This window comes from Paraburkholderia sp. CNPSo 3272 (genome assembly GCF_024206495.1).
GTDB lineage: Bacteria > Pseudomonadota > Gammaproteobacteria > Burkholderiales > Burkholderiaceae > Paraburkholderia.
This window is the reverse complement of record NZ_JAMBPQ010000027.1, coordinates 48184-62969: the sequence shown is the minus strand read 5'-3', so window position 1 is coordinate 62969 and position 14786 is coordinate 48184. Positions and strand designations below refer to the sequence as shown.

At 65.2% G+C, this 14786-nt stretch carries 14 protein-coding genes; 7 read left to right on the top strand and 7 right to left on the bottom strand.

The features are described from left to right. Complete coding sequence (locus tag M3I53_RS26710) at positions 1–2361, bottom strand: bifunctional salicylyl-CoA 5-hydroxylase/oxidoreductase (RefSeq protein ID WP_254318860.1); 2361 nt, start codon at positions 2359–2361, stop codon at positions 1–3. A gap of 578 nt (positions 2362–2939) precedes the next feature. On the opposite strand from M3I53_RS26710, the gene opgC reads away from it, so the two are divergent. Further along, the gene (opgC, locus tag M3I53_RS26705; RefSeq protein WP_254318858.1) at positions 2940–4028 is read left to right on the top strand and encodes an OpgC domain-containing protein; all 1089 of its coding nucleotides are present in this window, start codon (positions 2940–2942) and stop codon (positions 4026–4028) included. A gap of 33 nt (positions 4029–4061) precedes the next feature. Here the strand turns inward: opgC and M3I53_RS26700 are convergent, their stop codons facing one another. Next, positions 4062–4838, bottom strand: coding sequence for an SDR family oxidoreductase (locus M3I53_RS26700; protein ID WP_254318857.1), 777 nt, complete (start codon positions 4836–4838; stop codon positions 4062–4064). Between the two features lie 210 nt (positions 4839–5048). Here M3I53_RS26700 and M3I53_RS38485 point away from each other — a divergent pair, with 210 nt between their 5' ends. Beyond that, positions 5049–5984 carry a ProQ/FINO family protein gene (locus M3I53_RS38485; RefSeq protein WP_254318855.1) on the top strand — a complete coding sequence of 312 codons (936 nt, stop codon included), beginning with the start codon at positions 5049–5051 and terminating at the stop codon, positions 5982–5984. 213 nt (positions 5985–6197) lie between these two features. Here the strand turns inward: M3I53_RS38485 and M3I53_RS26690 are convergent, their stop codons facing one another. The 3 genes from M3I53_RS26690 to M3I53_RS26680 all read right to left on the bottom strand — a co-directional run bounded on the left by M3I53_RS26690 (position 6198) and on the right by M3I53_RS26680 (position 9559). Further along, positions 6198–6935: a transglycosylase SLT domain-containing protein gene (locus M3I53_RS26690; RefSeq protein WP_254318853.1), complete on the bottom strand. Its 738-nt coding sequence runs from the start codon at positions 6933–6935 to the stop codon at positions 6198–6200. 137 nt (positions 6936–7072) lie between these two features. Further along, the gene (locus tag M3I53_RS26685; RefSeq protein ID WP_254318851.1) at positions 7073–7969 is read right to left on the bottom strand and encodes a fructose bisphosphate aldolase; all 897 of its coding nucleotides are present in this window, start codon (positions 7967–7969) and stop codon (positions 7073–7075) included. A 195-nt stretch (positions 7970–8164) separates the two neighbouring features. Then, positions 8165–9559: a PLP-dependent aminotransferase family protein gene (locus M3I53_RS26680; RefSeq protein WP_254318849.1), complete on the bottom strand. Its 1395-nt coding sequence runs from the start codon at positions 9557–9559 to the stop codon at positions 8165–8167. 172 nt (positions 9560–9731) lie between these two features. Between M3I53_RS26680 and cyoA the strand changes: the two genes are divergently transcribed. From cyoA to M3I53_RS26655, 5 genes are all read left to right on the top strand, one after another. Further along, positions 9732–10766, top strand: coding sequence for a ubiquinol oxidase subunit II (cyoA, locus tag M3I53_RS26675; RefSeq protein ID WP_302057856.1), 1035 nt, complete (start codon positions 9732–9734; stop codon positions 10764–10766). 7 nt (positions 10767–10773) lie between these two features. Then, the gene (cyoB, locus tag M3I53_RS26670; protein WP_254318848.1) at positions 10774–12783 is read left to right on the top strand and encodes a cytochrome o ubiquinol oxidase subunit I; all 2010 of its coding nucleotides are present in this window, start codon (positions 10774–10776) and stop codon (positions 12781–12783) included. Positions 12784–12786: 3 nt separating this feature from the next. Continuing rightward, on the top strand, positions 12787–13392 hold the full coding sequence (gene cyoC / locus M3I53_RS26665) for a cytochrome o ubiquinol oxidase subunit III (RefSeq protein WP_254318846.1): 606 nt from the start codon (positions 12787–12789) through the stop codon (positions 13390–13392). Continuing rightward, the gene (gene cyoD / locus M3I53_RS26660) at positions 13389–13763 is read left to right on the top strand and encodes a cytochrome o ubiquinol oxidase subunit IV (protein ID WP_309249547.1); all 375 of its coding nucleotides are present in this window, start codon (positions 13389–13391) and stop codon (positions 13761–13763) included. Before cyoC ends, cyoD begins: the two co-directional genes overlap by 4 nt. Before the next feature lie 104 nt (positions 13764–13867). Next, on the top strand, positions 13868–14065 hold the full coding sequence (locus tag M3I53_RS26655; protein ID WP_254318845.1) for a CsbD family protein: 198 nt from the start codon (positions 13868–13870) through the stop codon (positions 14063–14065). 71 nt (positions 14066–14136) lie between these two features. Here M3I53_RS26655 and M3I53_RS26650 read toward each other — a convergent pair whose 3' ends face one another. Together M3I53_RS26650 and M3I53_RS26645 are read right to left on the bottom strand one after the other, a co-directional pair. Next, positions 14137–14610, bottom strand: a complete 474-nt coding sequence (locus M3I53_RS26650; protein WP_254318843.1) for a PaaI family thioesterase — start codon at positions 14608–14610, stop codon at positions 14137–14139. A 16-nt stretch (positions 14611–14626) separates the two neighbouring features. Further along, positions 14627–14785 carry a helix-turn-helix transcriptional regulator gene (locus M3I53_RS26645; protein WP_254318900.1) on the bottom strand — a complete coding sequence of 53 codons (159 nt, stop codon included), beginning with the start codon at positions 14783–14785 and terminating at the stop codon, positions 14627–14629. Position 14786 lies beyond the last annotated feature (1 nt).

Sequence of the window (14786 nt, the reverse complement as noted above, 5' to 3'; positions counted from 1 at the left end):
TCACACGGTTCCTTCGGCGCGTTGCGCACGCTCGATCGGCGACAGGCCGGCCGCGGCGGCGGCTGCGGCGCGTTCGCGCTCGATGTTGCGTTCGAGTTGTGTCTTGGCCGCCATATACTGATTCGGCCACTTGATGTCGAGGTAGCCGATGCGCGCCGCTTCGGTGAGCGTCCACGAGGGATTGGCCAGGTGCGGCCGCGCCACGGCGCACAGGTCGGCGCGACCGGCCGCGATGATGCCGTTCACGTGATCCGCTTCGGAAATCGCCCCGACGGCGATCGTCGCGATGCCCGCTTCGTTGCGGATGCGGTCGGCGAAGGGCGTCTGGAACATGCGGCCGAAGACGGGCTTTTCTTCCTTGCTCACCTGGCCCGACGAAACGTCGATCATGTCCGCGCCCGCCGCCTTGAACGCGCGCGCGATTTCGATGGCGTCGTCGGGTGTGTTGCCGCCTTCCACCCAGTCGTGTGCCGAGACGCGCACCGAAATCGGCTTGTTCTCTGGCCAGACCGCGCGAATCGCCTCGAAAACCTCGAGCGGATAACGCAGCCGGTTCTCGAGCGATCCGCCGTACTCGTCAGTGCGCTGGTTCGTGAGCGGGGAGAGGAAGCTGGAAAGTAGATAGCCGTGCGCGCAGTGCAATTCGAGCCAGTCGAAGCCCGCTTCGTTTGCCATTTGCGTGGCTTGCACGAATTGAGCCTCGATGTCGCGCAGTTCCTCGATGCTGGCTTCGTGCGACCACTGGCTCACGCCGCGCAGATATTGCTGCGGCGAAGCGGAGACGAGCGGCCAGTTGCCGTCGTCGAGCGGCTGGTCGATACCTTCCCATGCCACGCGCGTCGAGCCCTTGGCGCCGGAATGGCCGAGCTGCATGCCGATTTTCGCGTCCGAGTTTGCATGCACGAAATCGACGATGCGCTTCCACGCTTGCAAATGCTCGGGCGCATACATGCCGGGGCAGGCGGGCGTGATGCGAGCCTCGGGCGAGACGCAGGTCATCTCGGTCATCACGAGTGCGGCGCCGCCCATGGCGCGCGCGCCCAGATGCATGAGGTGATAGTCGCCGGCCACGCCGTCATGGGCGGAGTACTGCGCCATCGGCGAGACGATCACGCGGTTTTTCAACGTCACGCCACGCACCGTATAAGGCGTGAACATGGGCGGCACGGCACGCGCCTCACCACCGGCGCGCTGCGCGAGCCACGTTTCGAATCCGGACAAATAGCGCGCGTCGCGCTCGCGCAGGTTTTCGTGCGAGATGCGCTGCGAGCGCGTGAGCAGCGAATAGGCAAACTGCTCAGGATCGAACTTCGCGTAGCGGTCCACGTGCTCGAACCACTCCGTGGAATTGCGCGCGGCGTTCTGAATACGCAGTACGTCCACGCTGCGCACGTTCGTGTAGTGCGTGAGCGCCGCGCGCAGATCGCCGGGGTGAGCCTCCATGCTGTTGGCGAGTTCGATCGCGTCTTCGAGCGCGAGCTTCGTGCCCGAACCGATCGAGAAGTGCGCGGTGTGCGCGGCGTCGCCCATCAGCACGACGGGCGTCTGCTTGCCGTCGGCCGCGGTTTTCCAGTGCACCCATTCGCGATTGACCACACGCGGAAAGCGGATCCACTGCGACGAGCCGCGCAGATGCGACGCATTCGAGCGCAGCGCGTGGCCGTCGAGATAACGCGCGAACAGCTTCTCGCAGAACGCGATGCTGTCTTCCTTGCTCATGGTGTCGAGGCCGGCTGCGCGCCACACGTGATCGGGCGTTTCGACGATGAACGTCGACGTGTTGTCGTCGAAGCGGTAGGCGTGTGCCTGGAACCAGCCCCATTTGGTTTCTTCAAACGCGAACGTGAACGCGTCGAAGAGTTTCGACGTGCCGAGCCACACGAAGCGGCAATTGCGCAAATCGATATCTGGCTGATAGGTGGCGGCGTACTTCTGGCGCGTGGCGCTGTTCAGGCCGTCGCTCGCGATGATGAGGTCCGCGTGGGTGATGTCGTCGTCCGTGATCTGCGATTCGAACACGAGCTTCACGCCGAGCGCTTCGCAGCGCGCCTGCAGGATGTTGAGCAGACGCTTGCGGCCTATGCCGCAGAAGCCATGGCCCGACGAGCGGATCGCGCTGCCGCGAAAGTGGATCTCGATGTCGTCCCAATGATTGAAGGCGTCGAGAATTTCGTCCGCGCTTTCAGGGTCGGCCGCGCGCAGGTTGCCCAGCGTCTGGTCCGAGAACACCACGCCCCAGCCGAACGTGTCGTACGGGCGGTTCCGTTCGATTACGGTGACTTCGTAGTCGGGGTGACGGCGCTTCATCAAGAGGCCGAAATAGAGGCCTGCGGGCCCGCCACCCATGCAAACAATGCGCATGCTCGCTCCTTCGTTCAGTCTGCAAGGTCAATGTAGGTCCAATTACTTTAGGTGTCAAGTAATTCGCGCGCGAGGCGGGATGACCCTGGGCGCGGCGGCGAAAACATCTGAATATTTCCGGAACCCTCGGCGCTGCCGGGCGTCAACTCGCCATGACGCGAGCAAAGCGAACATGCGGGCTTTCGCGTGCCTTTCCACGAGACGCGTCGACCGGAATACGGCCATGCTGCAGACGACGTGACGCACACAGGATGTGGCACCAGAAACGGGCGGGCGCTGGCTCGGTGTGCATGGCGCGCACCGTCCGGGCGTGCGCGCGCGGCTGCGCGCAAGCGTGAAGCGGGTGAAATGCTTACCATGGGCCATCCAGGCCCGTTTCACGTCGACCTGGCATTAAAGTCGCATGGTGAGGCGGCGCTCCGGCGCAGCCTTTTACGGAACCCTTTCATCTGTTGCGCGCGCGGCCACGAATCGATCAGGCATCCTTACAAAAAGACCCATAAAGCTGACAGCTTCATCGAATCGAAGTCGCGCACCCCTTCAATCGTAATCATCGACACGGACGGGAGTCGTCACCAATGAGTCAGACAGCGAAGCGATCGATCGAAATCGACTTTTTCCGGGGTTTCGCATTGATTTCCATCGCGCTCGATCACATTCCTTCCAGCGTGCTTTCGCATGCGATGCTGCACAACTTCGCGTTCTGCGACTCCGCGGAAGTTTTCGTCTTCGTGAGCGGCTATGTATGCGCGGCGAGTTGGCTCGCCATTGCCGGTAGCAAAGGCGCGGGCGCGGCCAACCGGCGCTTCTGGCGTCGCGGGCGCGAGATCTACGCCGCCTACCTGTGCACCGCCGCGCTGATGCTGCTGTCGGGCGCCGCGGCGGTGATGCTGCGGATAGATTCGCCGCTGGTCGCAGAGTCGGGTTATCTGCGCTTCGCCGCGCAGCCGTTCACGATGCTCGCCAATATCGCGGTGTTTCGCGACCAGCCGTATCTGGCCGGCGTGCTGCCCATGTACATCGTGCTCGTGATGGCTTTGCCATTCGTGATGCCGCTTGCGCGCCGCTCGCCCGATCTCGTGCTCGTGGGCAGCTTCGTGCTGTGGTTCGCCGGGTGCTGGCTCGTGGGTTATTTGCCGAGCGCACCCGGCGCCATCTGGCCGTTCAACCCGTTTGCCTGGCAGGCCATGTTCATGCTGGGCCTGCTATGCCACATCCACCCGGTGTCGCGCGCGTTCCAGGTCTCGTGGATGGGCCGCGCGTTGACAGCGTTCGCGCTGGTGCTCGTCGCCGCGTTCGCATTCATCCAGTTGTTCGCCGATCTGGAGCCGCAGCCTGGCTACATGAAACAGAATCTTGCGAGCGTGCGCATCGTGAACTTCGCCGCCGTGGCCTGGCTCGCCGCGCAGGCGGTGCGCAAGGGCTGGATAGCATGGCTTGCGCAGCGGCTGCCGGCCGTCGTCAACGTGGGACAGCAGGGCCTCGTCTGTTTCGTGGGGGGCGCGGTGGCTTCGAACGTCATCGACACGCTGTTGCGTGCGACGCATGTCACCGCTTTTTTGCCCGCACGGCTCGCGGGCGACGTGCTCGCGGTCGGCGCATTGCTCGCGCTCGCGGGTGGCGTGCGGCGCCTGAAAGCGGTACGGCCGCGCGTCGCGCTGACATGAAGCGTGATGGCGACGGCTCAAGGCGCAACGGGCTCACGCCTTGCCGAGTTCGCGCACGTCCGTGGCGGGCGCCGATCCGAATGCGTCGCTCAATGCGTAATCGATAAGCTGCTGCGCGGCCGATTCGGGCGTGGAGAGCAAACCGTTCTGCTTGAGCTGTTCAAAGCGCTCGCGCATCGGGAACTGGTCGACGCGCGTCGCGCGGATTGCTTCCTGCATGCCGGTGTCGATCACGCCCGGCGCGATGCTGCAAATGCGCACGCCGGCCGGCGCGTCGAGGGCGACGGCACGCGCATGATGGTCGAGCGCGGCCTTGGTCGCGCAATACACGCTCCAGCCCGCATACGCGTTGCGCGCGGCGCCGCTCGAGATATGCACGATGCGTCGCGACGCGCTCGCGCCGAGCGCGGGCGTGGCGGCGAGCGCATTCGCGAGCATCAACGGCGCTGCCACGTTGAGCGTCACCGCGCGCGCAATGGCGAGCGGGTCCTGCGCGCCGAGCGGCGCAATGGGCTCGACCGTGCCCGCGTTGTTGAAGAGCACCACGCACTGCGCACCGAGCGCGAACGCATCGAGCGTGTCGCCCGCCAGCCAGCGCCCGAGTGCGGCGGGATCGGCGAGGTCCACGATGGCCTCGGCGAACCGTTCCGGATGGCGGAAAGCCAGTTCCGCATGCGCGCCACGACCGAGGCCGAGCACCTCGATGTCCCGTTGCAGCAGCGATTGCGCGAGCGCCGCACCCAATCCGCGCGTATGGCCGCTCACGATGGCGCGAATGGTGGAACGGGGGGCGGATGTCGAAATCGTCATGGTGGCGTGATGAAAATAGAATGCGAACCTTGCGCGCGCAAGGTGTTGACGCATGAAATTCGAGGGATTTTGCCGCGCGCCGCGTGGGTTCGCGGTGGGGCGCGGCATGCGACGGCGGACGCGAAACCGGCCACAACAAATGATTGCCAGGTTGGATCGGCCGTGTTTTCGGTATCATAGCGTCCGGTTCCATATGGAAGAGATCTGGACGTGAAAGCCGCACCGCAACAACGCCGTACCCTGAGCTTCAAGGAAGGTCTTCTTGAGATCAAGAAGAGCATGGGGGGCGGCTCAGGCCAGCCAGCCGAAGAACAGGCGCAAAAAACGCAAGGCAAGCCCGCTTACAAGGGCGCGAAGGGCCATGGCGGCTCGCACGCCCCGAAGGGCCCGCGTGCGCCGAGAGAGGGTTCGGCGCCTGCTGGCGCAGCGGGCGGCAAGGACGAGCGTGCGCGTTCGCGCCACGGCCGGCCTCAGGGCGCGCGAGCGCAGGAGAATCAGGGCGAGACTGGACAGCGCGCGCAGCAGCCGCGCCGGCCGCAGCAGCCGAAGCCGGCCCGCGGGCCTGAGGCGGCCGAGCGTTCCGGGCAGCAGCAGCGCCGCCGTCCGGCCCGTCCCCAGCAGCCGCCGGCCGCGAATCTGAGCGAGGCCGAAAAGGCGCGCATGGAGCGCAACCGCCAGCTCAACACGGTCTGGAACGTGTTCGCGAAGCACTACCCGGCGTTCCGCGACCGTTTGCCGCTCAAGATCGGCGTGGCCGAGGATCTCGTCGCGCGTCACCCCGAGTACGAGCGCACGATGATCGTCGCCGTGCTCAAGCGCCATGTGAACCATCCGCGCTATCACGAGCGCGTGGCCGCGGGCGGCTCGCGCTACGAGCTCGACGGCACGGCTTCGGAAGGCCCGGGCATCGACCCGTCGCACGTCGGCCGCGCGAATGCGGCGCTGGCGCGTCAAAAGGCCAAGGCCGAGGCGCAAGCCAAGGCGCGCGAAGAGGGCAACGCCCAGCCCGAGGCCAAGCCCGAGGCGAATGCCGAACCCGCGCCCCAGCCCGAAGCCCACAGCGCAGAGCCGCAAGCCCCGTCCAACGCGCCGGAAGCCGCGGTCCAGCAACCGGAAAACGGCGAGACGCCCGTAAGCGGCGCCTGAGCCCGCGCGCCGGAAGTTTGCCCTTCGAAACGCCCCTTTCGCGGCACCGCCGCGCGAGGGGCGTTTGCACGTCTGGCAAGCCGCCGCCGATCGATGCGCGCGCAACCTTCGGCGCGCGCGTCGGCCTTCGTCTCGCGATCCCGGGTGCTTTCGATGCGCATCGCATCGCCGCCGATCGCGCGCGAGGCAGTCGGAGCGAAGCAGGAAGCGGTCTTAGCGCGCGTTGGCCGAAGCGGCGTTTTGCACGGCAGCCTGCGCGGAGGCCGCCCATGTCGCGGAGGGTGCAGCGGCAGGCGCGGATGCGCCAATTGCGGCCGTTGCCGCCGCATCCGCAAAGGCGGAAGCCGCGGAAGCCGCAAGTCCCACGCTCGCCGGCGCATCGCTCGCGGCTGGCGCGCTAGCGGTGTCGAGCACCCGGCTGAACTCCACGGCGCGCGTGCGGATCTTTTCCGCATAGGCCTTCGAGCCGCCGTAGTTCTTCATCGCGGCATTGAGGTCGCCGCCGGCCGCGCGCTGATAGCCATAGAGGATCGACGAGCCCACGTCGATGTTGACCTGGGGGTCGGTGAGATCCTTGTTGTGCAGAAGATTGCGATGCGCCGACGGCACGACCTGCATGAGTCCGGTCGCGCCATTCGCGCCGTGCGCCTTCTCGCGAAAGCGCGACTCGATCGAGATGATGGCGAGCAGCACCGCAGGCGGCAGCGAATATTTCTCGGCGGCGCCGGTGACGGCTTGTGAGATTTGCGCGGCTTTCTCTTTCGCGATACCGAACTTATGCGTGAGGTATTTCGAAACCGCGCTGGAAACTGCGCTGGAGCTTGCGGGAGCAACGTCGCTCGCAGCCGATGCGCCGACGACTTCGCTAGCGGGCGCCTGCTGCTGCGCCTGCGCGGCCGCGGTTTGCACGAGGCCCGGCAACAGGACGAGCAGGCAGAGTAACTGCCTCATGGCCGGTGCATAGGAGAAAAAGAAGGCGCAAGTATAACCGGCCCCGATTAATGAGGCCGGCTGCGTGTCATCCCGTTTTCACATCCCTGACCGGTGCCAGCGCCGGGCGTCGCGCCCCGCGCGGCTTCAGGCGGGGTTCAGTCCTTCTGCACCGAGGCCTTCCAGATTTCGTCGATGCTAGCGGCGAGCGCGGCGTTGAACTCGGCGTCGCTCATCGACTTCGTGAGGTCGTTGATGAGCGCGCGCGAAAAGCTGGCAATCATGCGATGGTTTTTGGCGAGGCGCGCACACGCGTCAGCGCGCGAATAGCCGCCGGAGAGCGCCACCACGCGCACCACGCGCGGATGTTCGATGAGCGGCAGATAGAAGTCGGGCGTATCGGGAATCGTGAGCTTGATCATCACGTTCTGCGAGGCGGGCAGCGCGTCGAGCCCCTTGAGCAGTTCGTCGCGCAACAGCTTCTCGGCCTTGGCCTTGTCGGGCGCCTTGATCGAGACTTCGGGCTCGAGAATCGGCACGAGTCCGTGCGCGGAGATCTGCGCACCGAATGCGAACTGCTGTGCGGCGATCGAGGCGATGCCGGAAGGCGAGGCATGCTCGATCACCGAGCGCATCTTGGTGCCAAAAATACCGGCCTTCACCGCGCGTTCGAGCAGGGCGTCGAGGCCCGGAATCGGCTTCATCAGGCGCACGCCGTCGGACTCGGCCTCCAGCCCCTTGTCGACCTTGAGGAACGGCACGACGCCACGCTCGCTCCAGAGGAACCCGGGCACCGGCTTGCCTTGCGCCTGGCCTTCCATGGTCGCCTCGAAGAGGATCGCGCCAATCACCTTTTCGCCCGTGAACGCGGGCGCGCTCACGATGCGCACCCGCATTTCATGGATGAGGCGGAACATTTCGGCGTCGCCGCTATACGCGCTTTCGGGGATGCCGTACTGCCGCAGCGCGCCAGGCGTCGAGCCGCCGCTCTGGTCCAGCGCGGCGATGAAGCCCGGTTTGTCGCGCATCTGCGCAAGCATTTGCTCGTTTGCCATCGTCGTATCTCCCGTATTTGGGGCGCCCTTGCGGGCGCGGTTACTCGAATCGGGTCGCCGCCTGCTGCGACGAGTGTACTTGCGCCGCTGCGCCGCGTCTTTGCCATTATGTGGGCATGGCCGCGCAACCGCGCTGAAGAAGGGAAACGAGTAACCGTAGCAATTGCGGTGCCAGGGGAAGCGTGGCAAGTGCCGTCACACGATGACTTGCGCCTGCGCGCTGAGGTCGTTGGCGAGCAGCGCCGAGAGCTTGCGCAGCGCGGCCTGCAATTGTTCGCGCCCGCCCGTCGCGCCCAGAGAAATGCGGATCGCGTTCGCGGTCTCCGGGCCTTGCTGGAACGCCGTGGAGGGCGCCACGGCGAGGCCTTCGGTGCTCGCGGCCGCGGCCAGCTCGCGCGCCTGCCAGTAGCGCGGCAGCGTGTACCAGAGATGAATGCCCGCGCCCGCCGACGAGCCCAGCGTGTGCGCCGCGATGCGCTGGCGCTCGCGCGCTTCGGCCTTCACGTCCGCGAAGATCTGCTCGGCCACGCCTTCCTCGATCCACTGCGTGGCGAGCGCGTTGGTGAGCGGCGCGGCCATCAGCGAGAACGTGCGCAGCGCCGTTACGAGGCGTGTGCGTGTCTCTTCGTCGGGCAGCGCGAGATAAGCCGTGCGCAGGCCGGGCGAGAGCGTCTTGGAAAGCGTCGCGAGATAGCAGACCCGAGCGGGCGCGAGCCTGGCAAACGGCGCGGGCGCATCGGGCGCGAAAGGCCAGTAAGGATCGTCTTCGACGATACGCGCGCCGCAGCGCTGCGCGACCTTCAGAATTTCGAGGCGGCGCGCCTCCGGCATGGTCGCCGTCGTGGGGTTCTGCAACGTGGGGTTCACGTAGATGAGCCGCGCCGCGTGCTCGCGGCAGGCCGCTTCGAGCGCGTCGGGGCGCATGCCGTGGTTATCCACGGCAACGGGGGCGATGCGGCGGCCCAGTTGCGCCGCCGCATGCGGGAGGCCCGGATAGAGGAGCGGCTCGGCGAGAATGACCTCGTCCGGCTGCGTAAAGGCGAGGATCAGCGCGGCAAGCGCCGCTTGCGCGCCCGGACACACCACCAGGCGATCGGGCGCGACGTGGCCAAGCATGGGCTGCAGCCACTTCGCGCCCGCCTGCCAGTCGGCGCGGCCGCCGCCGCCCATGTGATAGGTCATGAGCAGATCGGCGTCGCTGCGCACCAGCACGCGCGCCATGCCTTCGCGCAGCAGCGCGTTCATGTCGAGGCCGGCGGGCGCGGGCGGGATGTTCATGCTGAGGTCCACGCGCTGGAGCAACTCGGCGCGCGGAGCGGCGATGAAGGTGCCCAGCGGCCCGCGCGCCTCGATCAGCCCGCGTCGCCGGGCTTCGTTGAAAGCGCGCGTCACGGTGGTCAGATCGACCGCAAGAAGGGTGGCGAGACTGCGCTGCGCGGGCACGCGCTCGCCGGGGCGCAGTGTGCCTTGCGCCACTGCGCCCTCGATGAAATCGGCGAGCCGCAGATAGCGCGGGCCGTTGCCGGCCTGCATCGCCGTGGCCCATGCATGGATCCCGCCGGCGCTTTGGGGCGGTTGGTCGTGTGTCATTCTGTCGCGGATGTATGCGTCATGTCTTACTCTAGCATGCGTGCATGAAGCGCGTAAATCCATACATATAGGCTATGTATGGCTTCTGCGGGGGCCCGACGGGGCCGCTCCTGCGGCAGCAGAGTGAGCACGTATGGATGGGTTTGCGCGAACGTCAACCATGGAACCAGACATGCGCAATCCAGACCCTCGCTCGGGGCGGGCCGCTACGGCCGGCCCGCCTTCTTCGTCACGTCCACCCCTCATTACCCGCTTTCTGCGCCGCGCCGCTCTCGTCGCGCCGGGCGCACCGCTCGTGCTGCTCAGCGGCTGCAACATGGCGCTGTTCGCCCCGAAGGGCGACATCGGCCTGCAGGAAAAGAACCTGATCCTGATCGCGCTCGGCCTGATGCTGCTCGTCGTGATTCCCGTGATCGTGCTCACGCTGTGGTTCGCGTGGCGCTACCGCGCGTCGAACACGAACGCGACTTACGCGCCGCGCTGGTCGCATTCCACAGCCATCGAAGTGGTGGTGTGGACGATCCCCTGCGTGATCGTGCTTACGCTCGCCGTGCTGATCTGGCGCACGACGCACTCGCTCGACCCGTATCGCCCGATCGAATCGCAAACGAAGCCTGTGCGCGTGGACGTGGTCGCGCTCAACTGGAAGTGGCTCTTCATCTACCCGGACTACGGCGTGGCTTCCGTGAACCAGCTCGCGATTCCCGTGGATACGCCCGTCGAGTTCAACCTCACGGCCGAGTCTCTGATGAACTCGTTCTTCATTCCGCAACTGGGCAGCCAGGTGTATGCGATGCCGGCGATGCAAACGAAGCTGCACCTCATCGCGAACGAGCCCGGCGTCTATGCGGGCCGCTCGGCGGCGTTCAGCGGCCCGGGCTTTTCCGACATGCATTTCGAAACGCTGGCCAAGAGCCGCGCCGACTTCGACGCGTGGATCGCGCAGGCGAAGGCGTCGCCCACGATGCTGAGCCGCGCGGCCTACGAGCGGCTCGCGTTGCCCGGCGAAAAGACCCCGGTGACGATCTATTCGAACGTCGCGCCGGGCCTGTTCGACGGCGTGGTCGGCAAATACATGCGCGACGTGCACGGCAACCCGATTTGCGGCACTGTCCCCGCGGTCCCGGGCACAGTCCCAGGCATAGTCCCCGGCACAGGCGCCCCGGCGCTGACGCTCAACCGTAGCGCCATCCTGGCAGCGGAGTAATCACACCATGTTCGGAAAACTCACGCTCGACGCCGTTCCCTGGCACGAGCCGATCATCATGGGCACGGGCGCCGTCGTGGCGCTCGGCGGCCTCGCCTTGCTCGCCGCGATCACTATCGCGGGCAAGTGGGGCTATTTGTGGCGCGAGTGGATCACGTCGGTCGATCACAAGCGCATTGGTGTCATGTACATCATTCTCGCCGTCATCATGCTGCTGCGCGGTTTCGCCGATGCGATCATGATGCGCGCGCAACAGGCGCTCGCGTATGGCGACGCCGCGGGCTATCTGCCGCCGCATCACTACGACCAGATCTTCACGGCGCACGGCGTCATCATGATCTTCTTCGTGGCCACGCCGCTCATTCTCGGCTTGATGAACGTCGTCGTGCCGCTACAGATCGGCGCGCGCGACGTGGCCTATCCGTTCGTCAACTCGCTCTCCTTCTGGCTTTCGGTGGTGGGCGCGGTGCTCGTGATGGTCTCCATGTTCGTGGGCGATTTCGCGGCTACGGGCTGGGTCGCGTATCCGCCGCTTTCGGAGCTTGGCTATAGCCCGACTGTTGGTATGGATTACTACATATGGTCGCTGCAGCTATCGGGTCTCGGCACGACGCTCTCGGGCATCAACTTCATCGTCACGATCCTGCGCATGCGCGCGCCGGGCATGAAGATGATGCAGATGCCGGTGTTCGTGTGGACGGCGTTCATCACCAACATCCTGATCGTGGCGGTGTTCCCGGTGCTCACCGCCACGCTCGCGCTGCTCACGATGGACCGCTACTTCGACATGCACTTCTTCACGAACGAGCTGGGCGGCAACGCGATGATGTACATCAATCTGATCTGGGTCTGGGGTCACCCGGAGGTGTACATCCTCATCCTGCCTGCGTTCGGTGCGTACTCGGAAATTATCGCGACGTTCTCGGGCAAGCCGCTGTTCGGCTACAAGTCGATGGTCTACGCCACGGCGTCGATCGGCGTTCTTTCGTTCTTCGTGTGGCTGCACCACTTCTTCACGATGGGCTCGGGCGCGAACGTCAATGCGTTTTTCGGCATCATGACCACGGTCATTTCGATCCCGACCGGCGTGAAGCTTTTCAACTGGCTCTTCACGATGTATCGCGGGCGCATCCGCTATCACAGCGCCACGCTCTGGACCATCGGCTTCATGGTGACGTTCGCCGTGGGCGGCATGACCGGCGTGCTGCTGGCCGTGCCGGGCGCGGACTTCGTGCTGCACAACTCGCTCTTTCTCGTGGCGCACTTCCATAACGTGATCATCGGCGGGGTGGTGTTCGGCTGTCTTGCAGGCGTGAGCTTCTGGTTCCCCAAGGTGTTCGGCTTCACGCTCAACGAGTTCTGGGGCAAGGTGTCGTTCTGGTGCTGGCTGATCGGCTACTGGCTCGCTTTCACGCCGCTCTACATCCTCGGCTTCGAAGGCATGACACGCCGCATGAATCACTATGAGGTGGCCGAGTGGCATCCGTGGCTCGTGGTGGCGCTAGTGGGCGCCGTGTTCGTGGGCCTCGGCATTCTGTCGTTCATCGTGCAGATCGTAGTGAGCCTGCGCGATCGTGAAGCCAACCGCGACGTGACCGGCGACCCGTGGGATGGCCGCAGCCTCGAGTGGTCGACCGCTTCGCCCGCGCCGTTCTATAACTTCGCCGTGCTGCCGGAGATCACCTCGATGGAGCAGCACTGGGACAACAAGGAAGCGGGACGCGCCTACGTGCAGCCAGCGAAGTACGAAGATATCCATATGCCGCGCAACACCGGCGCGGGCTTCATCATCGCCGCTTTCAGCCTGCTGTTCGGCTTTGCGGTCGTGTGGCACATGTGGCTGTTCGCGGCGGCGGGCCTCATCGGCATGATCGCCACGTTCATCGCGCGCACCTACAACCAGGACGTGGATTACTGGGTTCCGGCCGCCGAGGTCGAGCGCATCGAGAACGCGCGCTTCAGGCAACTCGGCATCAAGCGTTTCGATCAATCCGAGCACATCGAGGAGATGGCATAAACCATGGCTCACGCTGCTACTACTCACGCCCATGGTCATGGTCACGATCACGACGACAGCACCAAAACCACGCTGGGCTTCTGGATCTACCTGATGAGCGATTGCCTCATCTTCGCGACGCTCTTCGCCACGTTCGGCGTGCTCGCGAATGCGACGGCAGGCGGTCCGGGCGCAAGGGATCTGTTCGAACTGCCCTACGTGCTGGGCGAAACGCTGCTGCTGCTCGCGAGCAGCGTCACCTTCGGCATGGCCATGCTGAATCTTTACGCGCAGCGGCGCGGCCAGGTGATCGTGTGGCTCGCCGTCACGTTCCTGTTCGGCGCGGGCTTCGTCGCGATGGAGGTGAACGAGTTCGCCAAGCTCATCGCCGATGGAGCGGGGCCCGGCACGAGCGCCTATCTTTCGGCGTACTTCACGCTGGTCGGCACGCACGGCCTGCACGTCACGGCGGGACTGTTGTGGATTGCGATCATGATGCACCAGACCTTCAAGTTCGGTCTGACCGGGACGATCCGCCGCCGTCTTGCCTGCCTGAGCCTCTTTTGGCACTTTCTCGATCTCGTGTGGATCTGTGTATTTACGTTTGTTTACCTGCGAGGTTTCCTGTGAGCCACTCCCATGCCACACACCACGCCGTGCATGACGCGTCGCACGGCAGCTTCAAGGGCTACATGATCGGCACCGTGCTTTCGCTCGTGCTGACGCTCGCGTCGTTCGGCGTGGTGATGTTTCGAGTCGTTTCGCCGGGCTTCGGGCTTGCGGCCATCGTCGTGCTCTGCGTCGCGCAACTCGTCGTGCAACTCGTGTATTTCCTGCATATCGGCGCGTCGCGCAGCCAGCGCGCCAACACGGGCATTTTCATCTGCACGGCGTTCCTGATCGCGGTGATCGTCGGGCTTTCGCTGTGGGTCATGCACAACGCCAACGTCAACATGATGCCCACGCAGATCTCGATCGGCCGCGCCATGGCGCACGACTGAGCCGTTACGTAGTGACCCTCAATACCGCGCCGCGCGCTCCGGGCACGCTGCATGCGCTATACGAAGCGTCGCGACACACCGTCGCTTTTACGTGGAGTGTGACCATGAACAAGGACCAGGTGAAGGGCACGGCTGAAAAGGTGAAGGGCAAGGTCAATGAGGCCGTGGGCCGCGCAACCGACAACCCGGCGCGCGAAGTGAAGGGGGACCTCCAGCAGGAAACTGGCCAGGCACGCAAGAATGTCGGCGATGTGAAGGAGGCCGCAAAGGATATGGCGAAGGACGTGAAGCGCCATCACTGATAAACGATGGGTAACCCACCGCGCCGCCGCCTCGAAAGGGGCGGCGGCGTCATGCTGTCCGGGCTCGGCGCTCAGGCCGGTGCGTTCAGTACCGCGAAGGTCGCGTTAGCCTTGAGCACGCAGCGCTCGTCCACCATCAGGCGGCAGGTGGCAAAGCGCAAGCGCGCGCCCATTTTGTCGAGCGCCACGTGCGCTTCGAGCCAGTCGCCGGGACGCACGGAACCGAGGTAATCGAGGCCCAGATGGGCCGTCACCGCGGGGCGTTCGCGTCCCGCCGCGCGTATCATGGCCGCGCCAATGGCGGTGTCGGCGAGCGTGGCCAGCATGCCGCCGTGCGCGATATCCAGATTGTTCAAATGGCGCTCGCCCACGCGCGTTCCGATCACGCCGCGGGCTTCGTCGAAGTAAAGCGTGCCGAATTGACCCATATAGCCAGAGCGAAAGGGCAACGCCACGAAGCCGGGCGGCGGGGCGTCGTCTTTACTTTCCATGGTTGCGTGAGCAACGTTCGTCGGAATGTCATTCACGGGCAGGCGATCGTTCATTGTCCGGGTTCCGCAATCAAGGAATCAGCCCTTTCGCGCGGCCGATGGCGACCGCCTGGGTACGATTGCCCGCGCCGAGCTTGGCGTTGATCTTGCGAAGATGCGACTTCACCGTCAGCTCGGAGACGAACAGCTTTTCCGCGATCACGCGGTTGCGGTGGCCTGCCGAAAGCATG